We start from the raw sequence: 17,546 nt of genomic DNA on the forward strand, positions 1-17,546 counted from the left end.
ACCTCAGGCGTCCACCGGTCCATGTGCGCTCCTGCCGTGTCCTCGGACCTACCTGCGCACTCTCTGGGCCGACGTCGATCCCCTGTCCCTTGCCTGCTCCCTCGCCCTAACCTGATCGGCGCTCTAGGTGACGTAAGACCCAGGCCCCCTCCCGCGTCAGGTGTCACGCGAGGATTTCGCTGAGACGGGATGTAGCAGCCAGCCGGCAGGAATCTTCCGTCCGTTCAGAACCCGAATTGCGCAATCATTACCCATAATTCCAGTTTCGCCAGAGCGCCCCGGGGGTGGGGTGCATTCGGATGTTTGTTTTTGTTAACCTCTGTCTCAGCAAGGGGAGGGTGCACGCATGTTCGAAGTCACCAACGACATGAATCGCCGTACCGTCACGGTCCGGCTGAGCGGTTTCGTCCGGCCTACGGAGATGAAGGACTTCGTCACCGCCTACAAGACGGCGACGGATGCATACAACGGAGGACGGCACCTGGTGCTCGCGGACATGCGGGGACTGCGGACGCTGGAGCCGGAGTCGGCCAACCTCTTCGGCGAGGTGGTGGCGTACGGCCGGGCGCGGGGCTGCCTGATGTGCGCGCACGTCTCGGACTCCACCATCTCCCGCCTGCAGACGGCGCGGGTGGCGTCGGAGGCCGCGCCCAACGACCCCATCACCGTGGACTGCGTCTCGCTGGACGAGGCCCAGACGCAGCTCGCCAAGGCGCGCGCGCGCCACTTCCTGGGCGCGGAGCCCGTGGCCGCGATGGCGGCGGGACGCTGAGCCGCGAGTCCCGCTGACGGCGCGGTGACTCAGCCCCGGCGGCGGCGCGCGTCCTCCAGGTAGGCGCGCACCAGTGAGGAGATGGGCAGCCGCAGGGCCGTGTTCAGGTCGATGAACGCGGCCCACGTCACCTCGCGGCGGTCGATGGTGAGCACCGGCTCGGTCTCCACGTCCACCTCCAGGAAGTGGACGTGGTCGTCCTTGTGCTCCTCGAAGCCCACCGTTTCGAAGACGGGGCGCAGGGTGGCGGGCGCCAGTTGGACGCCCACCTCCTCGCGCAGCTCGCGGGCGCCGCATTGCGCGGGAGACTCGCCCTTGTGGAAGCCACCGCCCGGCATGCCGAGGCTGTGCTTGTACGAGTTCTGGAGCAGCAGCACGCGCCCGGCGTGCCACACGCCCACGAAGACGCCGCGCGTCCTGGGGCGGCGGACGAGCCAGTACACCCACGCCAGCGCGTAGGCGCCCCGGTACGCCGTGCGGGCGAGTGGATCCACCAGCCGATTCAACCCCTCGCCATGGGGAACGTCGGTCTCCTGCCTGGGGCGGTCATCGGGCGGCTGGGCCATGGCCGCATCATGGAGGACGGACGCGCCCGTGTCCCGCGAGGCACGGGCCTCAGCGCCGCAGCTCCGCGGGCACCCTGTCCAGCCAGCCCACCTCCAGCACGGCCCACAGGCCCAGGAGAATCGCCTCCGCGGCGTCGTGCTTCAGCGACGTGGGCTTCGCCGCGCCGGACCAGCCGATGACCTTGCGCGCGAGCACGTCCGCCGCGTCCTTGGCCAGCGAGCCGCTGCGCTGCTCGCGCGCGTACAGCAGCTTCTCCCGCCAGTCCTCCGCCGCCACCCGCAGCACGGGCAGCGCGCGACGGGACGCCTCGCGCTCCCACACGTCCGCCACCGGCCCGCCTCCCTCCAGCACCAGCCACGCGAGCGGCCCCACCCCGTTCAGCACGGACGGCACCGCGCGCTTCAGCCGCGTCTGGGAGCCGAAGTTCTGCGAGCGGTACTCCCGCAGCCGGCCGTCGCGCCCGTACAGCGCCAGCCCCGAGCGCAGCCCCAGGTCCACCGCGAGCAGCCGCGGCTCCCCCATGTCCTTCGCCTCAGTCTCCACGCCAGGTGAGCCGGTAGGTGACGTGGTCGTCAGTGAAGGCGCGCACCTCCACCTCGGGCTGCCGGGCCCCCGTGACGCGCAGGCCGGCCAGGAGCACGCCCCGGGTGAGGTAGCGGATGGTTCCCGCCTCGTTCATCCAGAGGTCCACCTCCGTGGGAGACACGTCCTCCAGCCGCGTCTCGGTGTAGTTGTTCCCCGAGCGGAACATCTGCCGTGCGCGGCTCACGCCACGCCGTGGCCCCAGCAACTGAATCACGCCAAAGGCCGCGCGCCCCAGCACCGTCTCCCGGTAGCCCTCCACCATCCGCTCGCCCAGCAGGCCGTAGCCCACCTCGTCCGGCACGTCCGGGTGCAGCTCGCGCACGGCCACCCGGACGGCGGAGCACCACGTGTCGAAGCCGTAGGCGGGCTGGAGCTTGCGGTCCAGGTCCACGCCCACCTCCTTCAAGCGCTCCCGGAGCACGGGGCTGACTCGCCCCACGAGACCTCGCAGGAAGAGGCCCTCCAAGGTGTGCTCGAAAACGAGCTTCTCCGGCATGTTCCCGAGTCTAACCCGGTCCGACAGGAGCCGCATGCGACCCAGGGAAGGAAGGCCCCGGGCCCGCGGCAGACACCGCGCGGGCCCGAGGCTTCACACCGTCACGCCGCCCGGCCGGGCCCCTGCTCCACCGCCGGCACCGAGGGCGCGGGAGGCTGCTCCGTGGCGCGGCGGCGGAAGCGGAGCCGCTCCATGCCGGCGAACACCACCGGCACCACCAGCAGCGTCAGGAACGTGGACGTAATCACGCCGCCAATCACCGTAATCGCCATGGGCGCGCGGAACTCCGAGCCCACGCCCGTCCCCACCGCCGTGGGCACCATGCCAATCGCCATGGCCGCGCTCGTCATCAGGATGGGCCGCAGCCGGCGAGGTCCCGCCTTCAGCAGCGCCTCGTCCACCGTGAGCCCCTCGCGCAGGTACTGCAGCGCACCGTCGATGAGCAGAATCGCGTTCTTCGTCACCAGGCCCATCAACAGGATGATGCCAATCACCGCGCCCATCGACAGGTGGTAGCCCGTCACCACCAGCCCCAGCAACGCCCCCACCAGCGCCAGCGGCAGCGACACCATGATGGTGAACGGGTGCTTGAAGGACTCGAACTGGCTCGCCAGCACCATGTAGATGAAGACGAACGCCAGACCGAAGGCCATGCCGAAGGCGTCGTTCTGCTCGTCCATGCTCTTCATCTCGCCGTCGTAGGTGACGGAGTACCCCGGCGGCAGCGGCTGCGCCGCCACGCGCTCCTTCAGCGCCTTCGCGATGTCACCCAGCGCCGCGCCCTTCCCCTTCTGCGCGTAGACGGCAATCTGCCGCTCGCGGTTGTCGTGCTCGATGACGCTCGGCCCGTCCCGCAGCTCCACGTCCGCCACGTCCGACACCGGCCGCAGGCCGTGCGGCGTGTACACCTCCAGCTGGCGCACGCGCTCGGGCGTGGCGCGGTCCTTCTCCGACAGGCGCACGCGGATGTCCGTCTCCGTGATTCCCTCGCGCAGCTTGGCCACCACGTCGCCGCTGATGGCCAGCCGCAACTGCGTGGCCAGCCCCGCCGCGTTCAGGTCCACGTCGCTGGCCCGCGCCCGGTCGATGCGCACCTGCATCTCCGGCTTCGGCGGGTTGGACTCCACCCGCACGTCCGCCGTTCCGGGGAGCTCGCGGAGGATGCCCGCGATGCGCTCGGCCTCCTGGTTGACGCGCCCCAGGTCCGGGCCGGTGATGCGCACCATGATGGGGAAGTAGTCGCCCAGGCCCTCCAGCATCGGCGGGTCCATCAGGTTGACCCGCGTGGCCACCAGCGCCGGGGCGAGCCGCTCACGGGCCTCCTCCTTGATGGAGGGGATGCCGCGCTCACGCTCGTGCTTGCCCACCGTGAGCACCCGCATGCGCGCCTTGTTCACGTCGCCGTTGGTGCCGACGATGGAGTAGATGTCCGTCACCTCGGGAATACCCTTGAGCAGCGCCTCCGCCTCCGCGGTGCGCGCCTCCGTCTCCGCCAGGCTGGCCGAGTCCGGCAGCGTCAGGTCCACCAGGAACTGCGAGCGGTCCTCCGCGGACATGAACTCCATGCCCAGCCCGCTGGCCCCGCCGAAGGACAGCCCCAGCACCAGCCCGGTGATTCCCACCGTGGACCACTTGTGCGCGAGCACCCAGCGCAAGATTCCCTCGTAGAAGCGCTCCGTGCCCTCCAGGAAGCGGCGCAGCACCGCGGCCACCGCGTTGTCGCGGTGCACCTCGCCCGGCTTGCGCGCCTTCGCCAGCCGCGCCGACAGCATCGGGTCCAGCGTGAAGGAGATGAACAGCGACACCAGCACCGCCACGGAGATGGTGATGCCGAACTGCTTGAAGAACTGGCCGACGATGCCGGGCATGAAGGCCACCGGGACGAACACCGCCACCAGCGACATGGTGGTGGCGAGCACCGCCAGGCCCACGTCCTTCGTGCCGTTGGACGCGGCGCTCACCGGGTCCTCGCCCTGCTCCAGCCGGTGCGTAATCGCCTCGCGCACCACCACCGCGTCGTCGATGAGCAGACCAATCGCCAGCGACAGCGCCAGCAGCGTCATCTGGTTGAGCGTGTAGTCCAGCGCGTACATGGCGAAGAACGTGCCGATGACGGACGTGGGCAGCGCCAGCGAGGAGATGAAGGTGCCGCGCCCGTCCAGCAGGAACATCAGGATGATGAGCACCGCCATGGCGCCGCCGAAGAAGAGCGCAATCCACACCTCGTTCGCGTTCTCCTGGATGAGCACCGACTGGTCGATGAGCAGCGAGGCCGCGAAGCCCTGCCCCACCGCTGGCGTCATCTCCTCCATGACCTTCTTCACCGCGGAGCTCACCGCCAGGGTGTTGGAGCCCGGCTGCTTCACCACCTCCAGGATGACCGCGTCCTTGCCGTTGAGGCGCGCCAGGGTGCGCCGCTCCGCCACGCCGTCCGTCACGGAGGCGATTTCCTCCAGGCGCACCTGCGCGCCCGTGCGGCTCCTCGCCACCGGTAGCGCGCGAAGCTCCTCCACGTTCTTGAACTGGCCCAGCGAGCGCACCGTCAGCTCGCTGGCCCCCAGTTGGAGCCGGCCCGCCGGCAGGTCCAGGTTCTCCGCGCCCACGCGCTGGGCGATGGCCAGCGGCGACACACCCGCCGCGCGAGCCTTGTCCAGGTCGATGTCGATTTGAATCTCGCGCGTGTCACCACCGGTGACGCGAACCTCCGCGGCGCCCTCCAGCTGCGCGAGCGCGGGCTTGATGCGGTCGTCGATGAGCCGGCGCAGCTCCTGCGAGGGAAGCTGCGCGGACACCGCGTAGGTGAGGATGGGCGTGGCGGCCAGGTCCACGCGGCCGATGACGGGCGCGTCGGCGTCCTGGGGCAGCTTGTTGGCCACGCCGGCCACCTTGTCGCGCACGTCCTGCACCGCCCTGTCCAACGGCGCGGTCAGCTTGAACTGCACCACCACCGTGCCCAGGTTCTCCCGGCTGAAGGAGTGAATCTTGTCCACGCCGCTGATGCCGGCGACGGCGTCTTCAATGGGCTTGACGACCTGCGTTTCAATCTCGCCAGGGCCCGCGCCCCGGTAAACGGTGTTGACCACCACGATGGGGAAGGACACGTCCGGGTACAGGTCCGTGCCCACGCGGCCCAGGCCCATGAGGCCCAGGACGATGAGACAGAGCGACAGCATGGCCGTGAAGACGGGCCGGCGGATGGAGACGTCGCTGAGAAGCATGGGGAGGCTCCAGGTGGGCCTTGCGAAGGAGAGCGGCTACTTCACGGAGACGCGGGTGCCCTGCGCGAGGCCCGGCGTCGGGTAGTCGATGACGGACTCCAGCGGGGCCGGGGCCAGCACCACCACCTCGCGCTCACGGCGCTCCAGCACCTGCACGTCCACGCGGCGCACCTCGCCGGCGGACACCACGAAGACATGGTCCCCATTGCTAGAGGACAGCGCCGAGCCCGGCACCACCTGCGCCGCCTGCGCCTCGCCCATGGGCAGCACGGCGCGCGCCAGCGTGTGCGCCACGAAGCGGCCTTCCGCGTTGGGGACGGCCAGCTCCACCGGCACGCGGCGCGTGGCCGGGTCCGCGGAGGGGAGGATGTTGCGCACCACCGCGTCCTCCGTGGAGGTGCGCGCACCGATGGAGTCCACGCGCACCTTGACGCCCGGCTTCAGCCGCGAGCGCATGGACTCGGCCACCGTCGTCTTCAGGAGCAGCGTGTCCAGGTGCTCCAGCGTGAAGAGCGGCGTGCCCGGGCCCACCGTAGCGCCCGTCTGCTCCGGCGCGTCGATGATGGTGCCGGCGAAGGGCGCCCGCAGCTCGTGGCGGCGCCGCGCGGCGCGGGCCTGGGCAAGCTGCGCCTTGGCGGCCAGCACCTGCGCCTGGGCCTGCGCGGCGGTGGCGGTGGAGGCGCGGTTCTGCAAGTCACTCACCCCGCCCTCCTGCTGGAGCTTCACGTTGCGCGCGGCCACGTCCGCGGCCATGGCGGAGGCGGCCTCGGCGGCGGCCACTGCGGCCTCGGCGCCGGCCACCTGCGCGTCGGAGATTTCGGAGTCGAGCTGAGCGAGGACGTCACCCTTCTTCACCTGCTGCCCCTTCGCCACCTTGACGGCGGCGAGCCGGCCGCCCACCTCGAAGCCCACTTGCAGCGCCTGGGCGGGGTAGAGCGTGCCCGTCACCGGCTCGCTGGGCGCGGCCTGGACGGTGCGCGCGGCGACGACCCTCACGGCCTGCGCGGCCTCGGGCGTGGCGACGGGCACCGGAGCCGAGGAGGCATCCGCCTTCTGGCAGGCGGACAGCGACAGCGCGGCGGTGGCCAGGCCGACGGCGGCGAGCGCGCGAACAGCGGACGGCTTCCAGGTGGGATTCACGGGCGTTTCCTCTGGGTGCTGCGGGTCTTCGCGCGGGCACCGGGCCGGCGCGTGGAAGGGGGTGCGGAACGCGGGGCGCGCGCGGAGGCGGCTCGCGCGGGCGGGGAAGCGGACGTGGAAGCAGACGCGGGCGGCGAGTCCTGCCGGGGCATGGTGCCCTCCTGGCACAGCCGCTGGAGCGTGCGGGCCCAGGCGGCCAGGTCGGGCTTCTCGCTCAGGCGCGCCATCCGCTTGGACAGCAACAGGTAGGCCCCGACGATGATGGAGCCGAACAGGTGCGGGTCCATGTCCCGGTCCACCGCGCCCGCCTCCTGCAGGCGCCGGAAGTCCCGGGCGACGCGCTCCACCTGCGCGTCCGTCACGCGCCACAGCAGGGACTCGAACTCCGTGCCCTGGCTGCCGCTGTCCAGCACCAGCGAGACGTCACGGTGGGCCCAGACCCACTCCATGGCCTCCAGGTCGTGCGCGGCCTCCAGCTCGATGAGCTGCTGGTAGCGCTCGCTGCGCTCCTGCCTGTCTTGCGGCCCGGGGACGCCGCGCTCCGCGAGGAAGCGCTCCACCGACTCCATGCGCCGCGCGTTCAGCGAGTCCAGCCCCGTCTGGAACGCCCCCACCACCTCACCGAAGAGCGCCTCCTTCGACGGGAAGTGCAGATAGAAGGCGCCCTTGGACAGCCCACAGGCGGCGGTGATGTCTTCAATCCGCGCGCCGCGCAGCCCCTTGCGGGCGAACTCCGCCCGGGCCGCGGTCACCAGGGCATTCCGAGCATGAGGGTCCGCGGGACGTGGCATGACGGCCGCGTTACTAACCCGCCGGTCAGAAACAACGCAAATTTGGCTGAACGGCGGGTCAGAAACCCACACCGTGCGGCTAATCAGGGATTGAAGCCGGGACGCGGCGGGGGGCCTCGAGGTCCGGAGCGGAGGTACGCGCCCGGGCCCGCACACCGACACCCACCTTCATGGGCTGTCGGGACGGGGCTTCACGGGCGCGGCGAGGGCGGTGCAGAGGGGACAGGCGCTGGGGCCGTGGGGGACGTCGCGGCGGTGGAGGTCCAGCACGGCGCGGGAGATTTCGGCCAGCTCGCGGCGCACCTCGCGGCGGGCGCCCTTCACCCGGGCGATGCGCATGTCGTCGTAGGTGGTCGTCTGGTGGCGCATCCAGGCGATGACGGCGGCCTCGGCGCGGCGCTCAATGGGAATCCGCTCGGTGCGGGCCACGGTGCCGCTGCCCACGGGGGTGGCGTGGGCGGCGACGAGGACGGCCAGCCGCTTCGCGTGCGCCAGCCACGCCGGGGAGAAGGCGAGGAAGCGCAGCACGGAGTTGGCGAAGTCCACCTCGTACTGCTCCTGCTCGCGGGCGCGGCGCTCGCGGCCGGCGGCCAGCTTCTTCTCGTAGGCGGGGGTGGCGCGCTCGGAGTCGAGGACGGCGCGGGCCCGGACGATGTGGGCCTCCGGGGCCCACACCCCACGCGAGAAGAGCTTGCGACCCACCTTCTCCTGCACCGTCCAGGAGGGGCCAGCGGCCTTCACGCGGCGGGTGAGGCCGGCGTCGCCCGGGGGCAGCAGGGCCCAGCCGTCGGGGACGGTGAGGACGCGGCCGTCCGGGGCGCGCACACGGCGGGAGTCGCTGGTGGGGCCGACAATCAGGGAGTCAGGCATGGGAGTGTCAGGGGGGCGGCCTCATAGCACGGGGGCGTCCAACCCTGCTAAATGGCCGCCTCGCGCCCGAAGCTGGCGCGGGAGGTCCTCTTCGCGTGGGAAGCGCCGGCATGTCCCTCCTCAGGCTCACCTTCCTTGGCACGTCCGCCGCTCAGCCCACGCTGCACCGCAACCTGTCCGGACTCGCGGTGAAGGCGGACGCGGACCTGCTCCTCTTCGACTGCGGCGAGGGCAGCCAGCGGCAGATGGTGCGCTTCGGCACCGGCTTCACCGTGGACGCGGTGTTCTTCACCCACTTCCACGCCGACCACTACCTGGGAATCATCGGCTTCCTGCGCACGCTGGGGATGATGGGCCGCACCGAGCCCATGCGCCTGTACGGGCCGCCTCCCGCGAAGCGCCTGCTGCACCAGGCCGTGCACCTGGGCCTGGAGTCCATGGCCTTCCCCATCGAAATCACGGAGGTGAAGGACGGGGACGTGGTGCAGCGCAACGGCTACGCCATCCACGCGGTGGGCGTGGACCACCGCATCAACGCGCTGGCATACGCGCTGGTGGAGGACGACCGGCCGGGGCGCTTCCACCTGGAGAAGGCGCGCGAGTTGGGCGTGCCGGAGGGGCCCAGCTTCGGGAAGCTCCAGAAGGGCGAGCCGGTGACGCTGCCGGACGGGCGCGAGGTGCGGCCGGAGGACGTGCTGGGCGCGGCGCGCCCCGGGCGCCGGCTGGTCATCTCCGGGGACACGCGCCCCTGCGCCTCCGTGGTGAAGGCGGCGAAGGACGCGGACCTGCTGGTCCACGAGTCCACCTTCTCCGACGACGAGCAGGAGCGGGCGCTGGAGACGCGTCACTCCACGGCGCGCGAGGCGGCGCGCGTGGCGAGGGAAGCGGGGGTGCGCCGGCTGGTGCTCACCCACCTGTCCAGCCGGCACGACACCGACCCCGGGAAGCTGCTCACGCAGGCGCGCGAGGAGTTCAAGGGGCCGGCGGAGGTGGCCTTCGACGGGCTCACCATCGAACTGCCGATGCGGGACTGAGCTACTCGATCTTCTCGGCCTGGGCCTTCAGCGCGGAGGCGGAGTCGGTGTCCACGCGCTGGATGAGCTCCCACTCCAGCTCCTCGTCGCGGTTGAAGTTGCCGGTGTCCGTGCGCGGGCCCGCCTCATTGAGCTCGGTGGCGCGGCCGGTGGTGTTGTCGGCGCCGCGCGACTCGTTGGTGATGCGCTTCCAGTACTCCAGCGAGCACTGGCCGGGCCCCTTCTGGATGCCGCGCACGAGGTAGGCCACGTAGGTGGTGCCCAGGGAGGAGGGAGCGCCCTCCATCTTGAACTCCGTCGAGGCCTCGAAGCCCTCCTTGCCGGCGCGGAAGGAGTAGCCCCGCTCCTTCAGCAGGGCGAGGGCCTGGGGCCACACCTCGGCGATGGGCTTGCGGTAGACGTGCTCGCGCGCCTTGTCATGGAGGAAGGCCTCCTTGCGGCGGCCGGCACAGCCGGAGGTGGTGAGGGAGACAGCGGCCAACAGGAGCAGCGCCGTGGCGCCGCGACGGGACAACGACAGGTTCATTCTCAAGACTCCGCGGGAGTGTGAGGTGCCCAACCATCCCCCAACCCCAGGCCCGCCGCCAAGTGCCCCCCGGAATGGTTTCCTGGCGCAAGTGTCTGGAACTCACGCTCGCCGTGTGGCCCCGGCGGTGGCTCCAGGCGTCGCGCGGGGCATGACGCTCGCCATTCCCGTGCCCGCCGGGCCCCCGTGAAGCATGATGCGGCCCAGCGATGATTCCCATCAGCGACGACAACCCGACCCTGCGCACCCCGGTGGTGACGTACCTGCTGCTCGGCGCCATCCTCTTCACCTGGCTGGTCATTCAAGGAGCGGGGTTCGATGCCCTCAAGCTCGCGGAGAGCGTGTGCACCTTCGGCATGGTGCCGCTGAAGCTGACCGGCCAGCTCGCCGCTGGCTCCATCCTGAAGATGGGGGACGGCCTCTCGTGCGGAATCGTTGACCCGACGCTGGACCGCCTCACCCCGCTCACCTCCATGTTCCTACATGGCGGGTGGATGCACCTCATCGGCAACTGCCTCTTCTTCTGGGTCTTCGGCAACAACGTCGAGGACAGCATGGGGCGCTTCCGCTTCCTCGTGTTCTACCTCGTGTGCGGGCTGGCCGCGGCGGGGGCGCACGTGCTGGTGGACCCTGCCTCGCCGTTTCCGGCGGTGGGGGCCTCGGGCGCCATCTCCGGCATCATGGGCGCCTACCTCGTGCTCTACCCGCGTGTGCGGGTGAACATGATTTTCATCCTCTTCATCTTCATCCAAATCATCCCGGTGCCCGCCTGGGCGGTGCTGCTGTGGTGGTTCGTGGTGCAGGTCATCAGCGGCCTGCCCCAGCTGACGGTGATGGAGCAGGTGTCCGAGGGCGTGGCCGTCTGGGCGCACGTCGGCGGCTTCGTGGCCGGGGTGGTGCTCATCAAGCTGTTCCGCAACCCGCGCCTCACCGAGCAGCGCACCTCGTGGCGGCACCGGCTGCACCCGGACCATCCGTGAAGTAGGGGCAGGCTCCGGGGCACGCCTCCAGAGCCCGTCTCCAGAGCCCGTCTCCAGAGCCCGTCCCAGGCGCCGCCTTCATTGCCTTGCATGCCCCGCGCCTGGAGCACCTGCTTCCAGGAGGGGGCCGTCGCAATGCCTTGCATGCCAGGGAATGGCCGAGCGGGAAGTCTTGGCCGCCACCGCCGGGTGCGCCAGAGTGCCGCCCGCGAGCCCCGGGAGCCGGGGCGGAAAACTCCCTGGCGGGTGCGAGGAAAGATGCTGCGACGACTCGGTGGACTCTTCGGTGCGGTGCTCCTTCTGGCGGCCGTGGCCGGTTGCACGAAGCGGGGCCCGGAGGCCGGTGGCGACGCTCCCCCCGCGGGCACCACGGTGTACGTGGCGAGCCGCGTGCGCACGCTGGACGCGGACCGCCCGGTGGTGGCGGCGCTCGCGGTGCGCGACGGCAAGGTGCTGGCCACGGGCTCGAAGGAGGAGGTGCTGGCCGCCGCGGGTGAGAATGCCCGCGTGGTGGACCTGGGCGACGCCACCGTGGTGCCGGGCCTCACCGACGCGCACGGCCACCTGTCGGGGCTGGGCAGCGGGCTGGTGACGGTGGACCTGGAGGGCGCGGCCACGAAGCAGGAGACGCTGGAGCGCGTCGTCTCGGCGCCCCAGACGGCGTACCAGGGCGAGTGGCTCATCGGCAGCGGGTGGGACCAGAACGACTGGCCGGAGAAGGCCTTCCCCTCGCGGGCGGACCTGGACGCGAAGCACCCGAAGACGCCCGTGGCGCTGAGCCGCGTGGACGGCCACGCGCTGTGGGTCAACAGCGAGGCCCTGCGGCGCGCGAAGATTACCCGCGACACGAAGGACCCCGCTGGCGGCCGAGTCCTCCGAGGCCCGGACGGCGAGCCCACCGGCATCCTCGTGGACAACGCCATGGACCTGGTGTCCGCGGTGCTGCCGCTGCCCACGGACGCGCAGTTCGAGGCGCGGCTCGCCGCGGCGCTCGCCCGGAGCGCCCAGGCGGGGCTCACCGGCGTGCACGACGCGGGCATGGACCTGCGCACCTTCCGCCTCCTCCAGCGGTGGGACGGCGAGGGGAAGCTGACCCTGCGCATCTACGCCATGGCGGACGGGCTGACGGCGGACCGCGAGACGTACCTGAAGGAAGGTCCCTTCCAGGGGAAGCTGCTCACGATGCGCGCGGTGAAGCTCATGATGGATGGCGCGCTGGGCAGCCGGGGCGCGGCGCTGCACCAGGACTACAGCGACGAGCCGGGCCACAAGGGCCTGCTGGTGCTGACGCCCGAGGAGTACGAGCGGCGCGTGCGGGCCTTCATGTCGAAGGGCTTCCAGGTGTGCACGCACGCCATTGGCGACCGGGCCAACACGCTGGTGCTGGACGCGCTCACCCGCGCGGCCGAGGCCACCGGCTCGAAGGACGGCCGCCACCGCGTGGAGCACGCGCAGGTGATGCGGCTGGAGGACATCGACCGGCTGGGGAAGAGCGGCTTCATCGCCAGCGTGCAGCCCACCCACGCCACCAGCGACATGCCCTGGGCGGAGGCGCGCGTGGGCCCGGAGCGCATCCGCGGCGCGTACGCGTGGCAGCGGCTGAAGGCGTCCGGCGCGGTGCTCGCGCTGGGCAGCGACTTTCCGGTGGAGCGCCCGGACGTGCTCGGCGGACTGTACGCGGCGCGCACGCGGCAGGACGCGCGGGGCCAGCCCGAGGCCGGGTGGTACGCGGACCAGCGGCTCAGCGGCCAGGAGGCGCTGGAGGGCTTCACCGTGGGCGCCGCGTACGCGTCCTTCGCCGAGGGACAGCGCGGCCAGCTGAAGCCGGGCATGGACGCGGACTTCGTCGCCCTGTCGGTGGACCCGGTGGACGCTCCCGTCGCCGAGCTTCCCGGCGCGAAGGTGCGCCTGACGGTGGTGGCCGGCGCCGAGGTCTACCGCGCGCCGTGAGCCACCGGCCTGGCAAGTGTCAGCCCGGTGACAGCCGTGCCAACAGTGGGGGTTACACCCTGGATGAAGCGTTGTGCCTTGAATGCAGGGCTCGGGGTGTGGCACACGCGCGCCATCCTTCTGGACGCACGGCGTTCCGAGACCCACACCCCAGGAAGTGAGCGATGCTTCGCGAGCGGTTCTATTCGTGGCTGATGCTGCCAGCGCTGCTGTGCGGCTGTGGCCCCACGCAGGAGAGGGACGAGACGACGCCCCTCGGTGAGAGCACGCGGCCGGTGCTGTATGCGCCCCCCGCGCCGACGAGCGGCAACGTGCTGGACAGCACGGCCTACATGGGCCGGGTGGAGCTGGGAAGCGCGGTGCAGACGCGCTTCACCACCAACCCCCAGTACCTGTCCTTCGGCTTCAGCGTGCGCGCGGGCGCACAGGTGAAGCTGGAAGTCACACACCTGGGCAGCAGCATGTACCTGGACACGGGCCTGTTCGTTTACGGGCCGCGCCAGGCGAACGGCAGCTACGGCACCGTGGCGCTGGCACAGGACGACGACGCGGGCTACGGCCAGCTCAGCAAGGTGTCCTCGCTGGCGCTGGCGCAGGGCGGCGACTACCTGGTGGTGGCGAGCACCGGCACCGGCGCGGGCAAGCAGTTCCGCCTGCAGTTGGACTGCCTCAACGGCGTGTGCGCGCCCCAGGTGGACCCGGCGCTGTACGCCACGTGCGACCTGGGCGTGGCCACCAACATCGAGGAGTGTGTCGAGGGCACCGTGGAGGAGTACGGCGTGTCCGTCGCGAACGCGTACGACACCTGCACCGGCCCGGATGACGCGCATGCCTTCTACCGGGAGGCCTGCCACGGCGGCGGCGCGGCCCCCGCGTGGTGCCAGGGCGGAGAGACGCAGTTCACCCAGCGCATGTGGCCGGTGTGCCAGGACTTCTACCAGCACTACTACGGCCTCTATTCGCTGACGCTGTCGTCCCTGCCGGTGCCCACGCGCTCGCAGGCGGACGTGGACGCGGCGAACCTCCAGTGCGGCAACTGGTGCACCAGCGCGCTGGAGACGTTCACCTTCCCGTGGACGTCCACGGCGGCGCCGAGGCTGGACAAGGTGGCCGAGGCGTACTTCGCGCTGGGGCAGCCCGCCTACCCCTTCGAGTACGTGGGCGAGCTGACCTGGGCGCAGTTCGCGGACGAGGCCTCCATGTTCTGGAACTCCCTGCCCCCGGACCTCATGGCGGAGCTGGGCAACGGCACGGAGACGGTGCGCGTCGCCCACTACCACTTCGAGTACATGCAGGCCCCGAGCGCGATGGAGTGGAACGACCTCTACGTCGTCCTCTTCCCCCAGTCCCACCGCGTGGCGGTGTTCCACAAGACGTTCTGGGAAATCTGAGCGACGCGTCCAGCGCGCCGCCGACGCCGGTGTCCTCCATGCGAGGGCACCGGCGTCGTCGTTTCAGGGGGCCGGCGCTCCGCCGTGGAGCTGGTGCGACGTCCACGTGCCGTGGGCAGGCTCGCCCCAGCACACCCGCACCTCACCCGAGTCCGTGTCCGCCACGAAGCCGGCGATGGTGCGCTCCCGGCAGATGCTGTCCGGGAACCCCTGCCGGTCCGCGAGGATGCTCCGCACACCGTCCAGGTCCAGCCCCGGACGCGCCAGGCGCTTCCCCGCCGCGTAGCGCGGCAGGGAGTCCGCCTGCGGGACACCCGCCGCCTTCGCCAGCACCGGGTCCAGGAAGTGATTGGCGTGGACCCAGGCGCCTTCGCGCGTGGCGTCGGTGATGGCCATGCGCGTGGAGGTCAGCTCCACGTTGACCACCCTGCCCCCTTGCGCGAGCACGCAGTTGCCGCTGCCCCCACGCGGCGTGGCGGCGAGGAAGTCCAGCGCGGCGTCGATGGACGGCGCGTCCAGCAGCGCCCGCGTCACGAAGTCCATGGGCAGCCCCTGCCCGGCGTCCGGGTCCGGCAGGTAGTCCATCAGCACCGCCAGCCCCCGCCCGTTCAGCGACGCGGAGCAGCCCGGGAGCGCGTACACGTAGCACAGCGACAGGAAGCGGCCGGGCCGCCTCGCATCCGTCACCGTGGCGTCGAGCAGGAACACCTCCTCCGCCACCGGCACCAGCGAGTCCTCCGTGTGGCCTACGAGGATGCCGCCTCGCGGCCCGCGCACGGCCAGGCTGGTGCAGCCGTGCGCCGCGGAGGGAGCGGGCGGCAGCCCCGCGCTGCTCAGGTACGAGAGCACCTCCAGCGGCACGTCCGCCGCCCGGGCCCACGCGCGAAGCTCCGCGAGGTACTCCGGCGTCCACCGCTCGGCGGCATCCAGCGCGGGGGCGATGCGCTCGCGCAGCACCGCCTCATCGATTCCCTCGCGGGCCAGCCCTTCCAGCGCCGTCCGGGCGCTGACCTGGATGCGCTCGCGGAAGGCACGGCCCACCGCCGCGCCCAAAGCGTCATGGCCACCGGCGACGCGGAGCACCGGCAGCGTGGCGCCTTCTGGAACACGGGCCATGGTTACACCCCTCCCGAGCAGCTCGGGGCCAGGTCATGGCCACCGACGACGCGGAGCACCGGCAACGTAGCGCCTTCCGGAACACGGGCCATGGTCTACAGCTCCGCCGTGTAGGTCAGGGCCTGGACACGGCGGTTGAGTTGCTCCTGCGCCGCCTGCCGCTCCTTCGCCACCCGCTCCAGCTCGCGGCCGATGACCTCCAGCCGGTCCTCCTGCTCGTTCAGCTTGGCCACGAAGCGCTCCGCCAGCTCACGCTGGGACGCGCCGCTCTTCAGCGACTCGATATTGGAGCGGATGCGCTCCTGGTCCGTGAAGAGCTGGGAGCGCTCCGTCGACAGGCGCTGCTCTTCCTGGGCCAGCGCCGTCACCCGCTCGCGGATTTCCACCACCTCGCGCAGCGCGTCCGCCACCTGCCGGTCGATGTAGCGCGAGGACACGAAGTACGTCACCTCGTCCAGCCCCACGTTGGAGATGAGGTACTGGCGCTGACCGCGCGTGCGCTCGACCACCACCAGCTCGTCCTGGGCGGTGGGCGCCAGCTCCCGCTTGAAGCGCCAGAAGCCTTCCGTCGTCTCCGCGGGCTCCGGCGCATCCTTCATCAGCTCCCAGCCCGTGCGCGGGTGCTCCACGTAGAGCACCTGCGGCCGCGTCGCCTTGTTGCGCACGAGGTACTTCGTCTTGCGCACGTGGAAGTACTCCACCACCAGCGTGCCCCGGCTCACCACCGTGCGGAACACCGGCCCGTCCTCCGCCCGGTCCTCCACCGACACCACGCACCCCAGCTCCACCGCGTACGGCACGAAGCGCTTGTCGCTGGGCTTCATCGTGTCCAGCATCGCCTCGCCCACGTAGCGCTCGTCCTCGGACACCGTCACCGGGCCGCCCTCCAGCGTCAGCCCCGTGGTGTTCTTCAGCTCGATGCACGCCATCGGGTTCTTCTCGCGCGTGCTCCGGTTGTAGAGGAGCACCCGCCGGCCCTCGAAGGGCTTGTGCAGGATGGGCACCAGCGCGCTCTGGTTGCGGTGCACCGTCACCGGCCGGTCCACGCCGTACTCGAAGAGGTCGCCCACCTCCTTCGTCAGCGTCGTCACCGCCACGCTCTGCTCCATGGCGTCGCGCAGCCGGGGGCCGCCGCCGCCCGCCCCTCCCACGAGCGCCCTCTCCTTCTCCGCCCGGGCCCTCCGGGGGCCTCCCGGGGCGGCCATGGCCGGCGCGGGAGCCGGCGGCCCCGCAACGGCCACCGCGCCCTCCATCATCCTGTCCGCGCCGCCGAAGCTCTCCTCCGGAATCACCGGCGCGGCGGCCGCCTCCGTCCGCACCTCCACCACCGGCCGCTTCATGTAGCGGGGGTTGTAGAGGTCGTGCACGAAGGACACCGGCAGCCCGGCGATGAGCGACAGCCGCACGTCCACCCAGTCCTCGTCACCGGTGTTGTCCACCAGCGCCCAGCCCTGCAGCAGCGGCGCCTCGCCCTCGTCCAGGAGGATGCGGTAGCTCGTCTTCCATACCGGCGACTCCAGCACGTAGCTGACGAACAGCTCGCGCTCGCCCTGGCCCGCCGTGAGGATGGCCATCCGCTTGCTGTCCTTCTTGTACGAGGACAGCACCGTGGCCAGGTAGAACTCCAGGTCCTTGCGCACCGCCTCGTCCAGGAACTCCAGCTCGGAGATTTCCAGCACGTCGAAGGTGCGCAGCGAGCCGCCCACCAGCAGCGACAGGAAGGGGCGCACCACGCTCGTGTCCCCCGCCGCCACCGCCAGCGAGTCCAGGCCGATGATGGCGCCCTCCACCTGGCCGCCGCCCACGCGAGCCCGCACCCGCGCGCCCTTTATCTGCCCCAGCAGCGCCGTGAGGCTGCCATCCGCCGGAATGCGGATGGTGGCCTCCGACAGCAATTGCTCCAGCGGCTTCGTGGAGTCGTAGCTCACCGCCGACACCGAGCCGCCCGACAAGTCGAGCACCGTCAGGGACTTCAGCACGTCGTTCATGTCGCGCGCCTTGAAGTCCAGGTTCAGCGTTTCGTTGCCACTGACCTTTCCGCGGCGCTCGAAGTAGCCGACTCCATGCTTGTAGAGGACGACGCGGCGGATGGGCAGGTTCGTGGGCATGA

15 protein-coding genes are annotated in these 17,546 nt (G+C 71.1%); 5 read left to right on the forward strand and 10 right to left on the reverse strand.

Features of this window, described 5'->3' with window-relative positions:
- The first annotated feature begins 346 nt into the window (after window positions 1-346).
- Window positions 347-772, forward strand: coding sequence for a hypothetical protein (locus G4D85_RS31270; RefSeq protein ID WP_164017716.1), 426 nt, complete (start codon window positions 347-349; stop codon window positions 770-772).
- Window positions 773-801: 29 nt separating this feature from the next.
- On the opposite strand, the gene G4D85_RS31275 is transcribed toward G4D85_RS31270, so the two are convergent.
- The 7 genes from G4D85_RS31275 to G4D85_RS31305 form a co-directional block, all read right to left on the reverse strand.
- Window positions 802-1,338 carry an NUDIX hydrolase gene (locus G4D85_RS31275; protein WP_164017717.1) on the reverse strand — a complete coding sequence of 179 codons (537 nt, stop codon included), beginning with the start codon at window positions 1,336-1,338 and terminating at the stop codon, window positions 802-804.
- A gap of 49 nt (window positions 1,339-1,387) precedes the next feature.
- Complete coding sequence (locus tag G4D85_RS31280) at window positions 1,388-1,861, reverse strand: hypothetical protein (protein ID WP_164017718.1); 474 nt, start codon at window positions 1,859-1,861, stop codon at window positions 1,388-1,390.
- A gap of 10 nt (window positions 1,862-1,871) precedes the next feature.
- Window positions 1,872-2,420 carry a DUF2378 family protein gene (locus tag G4D85_RS31285; protein ID WP_164017719.1) on the reverse strand — a complete coding sequence of 183 codons (549 nt, stop codon included), beginning with the start codon at window positions 2,418-2,420 and terminating at the stop codon, window positions 1,872-1,874.
- A gap of 101 nt (window positions 2,421-2,521) precedes the next feature.
- Complete coding sequence (locus tag G4D85_RS31290) at window positions 2,522-5,638, reverse strand: efflux RND transporter permease subunit (RefSeq protein ID WP_164017720.1); 3,117 nt, start codon at window positions 5,636-5,638, stop codon at window positions 2,522-2,524.
- A 36-nt stretch (window positions 5,639-5,674) separates the two neighbouring features.
- The gene (locus G4D85_RS31295; protein WP_164017721.1) at window positions 5,675-6,778 is read right to left on the reverse strand and encodes an efflux RND transporter periplasmic adaptor subunit; all 1,104 of its coding nucleotides are present in this window, start codon (window positions 6,776-6,778) and stop codon (window positions 5,675-5,677) included.
- Window positions 6,775-7,530 carry a TetR/AcrR family transcriptional regulator gene (locus G4D85_RS31300; protein WP_240359601.1) on the reverse strand — a complete coding sequence of 252 codons (756 nt, stop codon included), beginning with the start codon at window positions 7,528-7,530 and terminating at the stop codon, window positions 6,775-6,777. Before G4D85_RS31300 ends, G4D85_RS31295 begins: the two co-directional genes overlap by 4 nt.
- A gap of 207 nt (window positions 7,531-7,737) precedes the next feature.
- Window positions 7,738-8,439, reverse strand: coding sequence for a DUF2293 domain-containing protein (locus tag G4D85_RS31305; RefSeq protein WP_164017723.1), 702 nt, complete (start codon window positions 8,437-8,439; stop codon window positions 7,738-7,740).
- 110 nt (window positions 8,440-8,549) lie between these two features.
- Between G4D85_RS31305 and rnz the strand changes: the two genes are divergently transcribed.
- A complete protein-coding gene (gene rnz, locus G4D85_RS31310) occupies window positions 8,550-9,473 on the forward strand; it encodes a ribonuclease Z (protein WP_164017724.1) in 924 nt (307 codons plus the stop codon).
- 1 nt (window position 9,474) lies between these two features.
- Here rnz and G4D85_RS31315 read toward each other — a convergent pair whose 3' ends face one another.
- The gene (locus tag G4D85_RS31315) at window positions 9,475-9,999 is read right to left on the reverse strand and encodes a hypothetical protein (protein ID WP_164017725.1); all 525 of its coding nucleotides are present in this window, start codon (window positions 9,997-9,999) and stop codon (window positions 9,475-9,477) included.
- A gap of 209 nt (window positions 10,000-10,208) precedes the next feature.
- Between G4D85_RS31315 and G4D85_RS31320 the strand changes: the two genes are divergently transcribed.
- The 3 genes from G4D85_RS31320 to G4D85_RS31330 all read left to right on the forward strand — a co-directional run bounded on the left by G4D85_RS31320 (window position 10,209) and on the right by G4D85_RS31330 (window position 14,320).
- On the forward strand, window positions 10,209-10,979 hold the full coding sequence (locus tag G4D85_RS31320; RefSeq protein WP_164017726.1) for a rhomboid family intramembrane serine protease: 771 nt from the start codon (window positions 10,209-10,211) through the stop codon (window positions 10,977-10,979).
- A 258-nt stretch (window positions 10,980-11,237) separates the two neighbouring features.
- Window positions 11,238-12,929 carry an amidohydrolase gene (locus G4D85_RS31325; protein ID WP_164017727.1) on the forward strand — a complete coding sequence of 564 codons (1,692 nt, stop codon included), beginning with the start codon at window positions 11,238-11,240 and terminating at the stop codon, window positions 12,927-12,929.
- Window positions 12,930-13,093: 164 nt separating this feature from the next.
- Window positions 13,094-14,320, forward strand: a complete 1,227-nt coding sequence (locus G4D85_RS31330; RefSeq protein WP_240359602.1) for a hypothetical protein — start codon at window positions 13,094-13,096, stop codon at window positions 14,318-14,320.
- Between the two features lie 63 nt (window positions 14,321-14,383).
- Here G4D85_RS31330 and G4D85_RS31335 read toward each other — a convergent pair whose 3' ends face one another.
- Together G4D85_RS31335 and G4D85_RS31340 are read right to left on the reverse strand one after the other, a co-directional pair.
- Window positions 14,384-15,436, reverse strand: coding sequence for a C45 family autoproteolytic acyltransferase/hydrolase (locus tag G4D85_RS31335; RefSeq protein WP_164017728.1), 1,053 nt, complete (start codon window positions 15,434-15,436; stop codon window positions 14,384-14,386).
- A gap of 95 nt (window positions 15,437-15,531) precedes the next feature.
- Window positions 15,532-17,544 carry a hypothetical protein gene (locus G4D85_RS31340; RefSeq protein ID WP_164017729.1) on the reverse strand — a complete coding sequence of 671 codons (2,013 nt, stop codon included), beginning with the start codon at window positions 17,542-17,544 and terminating at the stop codon, window positions 15,532-15,534.
- Window positions 17,545-17,546: the final 2 nt, after the last annotated feature.

It is taken from the genome of Pyxidicoccus trucidator (assembly GCF_010894435.1).
GTDB lineage: Bacteria > Myxococcota > Myxococcia > Myxococcales > Myxococcaceae > Myxococcus > Myxococcus trucidator.

Excerpts from the sequence above, each read along its gene's own strand:
- G4D85_RS31270 (WP_164017716.1), top strand. The coding sequence starts at position 347 with ATGTTCGAAGTCACCAACGACATGAATCGCCGTACCGTCACGGTCCGG.
- G4D85_RS31275 (WP_164017717.1), bottom strand. The coding sequence starts at position 1,338 with ATGGCCCAGCCGCCCGATGACCGCCCCAGGCAGGAGACCGACGTTCCC.
- G4D85_RS31280 (WP_164017718.1), bottom strand. The coding sequence starts at position 1,861 with ATGGGGGAGCCGCGGCTGCTCGCGGTGGACCTGGGGCTGCGCTCGGGG.
- G4D85_RS31285 (WP_164017719.1), bottom strand. The coding sequence starts at position 2,420 with ATGCCGGAGAAGCTCGTTTTCGAGCACACCTTGGAGGGCCTCTTCCTG.
- G4D85_RS31290 (WP_164017720.1), bottom strand. The coding sequence starts at position 5,638 with ATGCTTCTCAGCGACGTCTCCATCCGCCGGCCCGTCTTCACGGCCATG.
- G4D85_RS31305 (WP_164017723.1), bottom strand. The coding sequence starts at position 8,439 with ATGCCTGACTCCCTGATTGTCGGCCCCACCAGCGACTCCCGCCGTGTG.
- rnz (WP_164017724.1), top strand. The coding sequence starts at position 8,550 with ATGTCCCTCCTCAGGCTCACCTTCCTTGGCACGTCCGCCGCTCAGCCC.
- G4D85_RS31315 (WP_164017725.1), bottom strand. The coding sequence starts at position 9,999 with ATGAACCTGTCGTTGTCCCGTCGCGGCGCCACGGCGCTGCTCCTGTTG.
- G4D85_RS31320 (WP_164017726.1), top strand. The coding sequence starts at position 10,209 with ATGATTCCCATCAGCGACGACAACCCGACCCTGCGCACCCCGGTGGTG.
- G4D85_RS31325 (WP_164017727.1), top strand. The coding sequence starts at position 11,238 with ATGCTGCGACGACTCGGTGGACTCTTCGGTGCGGTGCTCCTTCTGGCG.
- G4D85_RS31330 (WP_240359602.1), top strand. The coding sequence starts at position 13,094 with ATGCTTCGCGAGCGGTTCTATTCGTGGCTGATGCTGCCAGCGCTGCTG.
- G4D85_RS31335 (WP_164017728.1), bottom strand. The coding sequence starts at position 15,436 with ATGGCCCGTGTTCCAGAAGGCGCCACGCTGCCGGTGCTCCGCGTCGCC.
- G4D85_RS31340 (WP_164017729.1), bottom strand. The coding sequence starts at position 17,544 with ATGCCCACGAACCTGCCCATCCGCCGCGTCGTCCTCTACAAGCATGGA.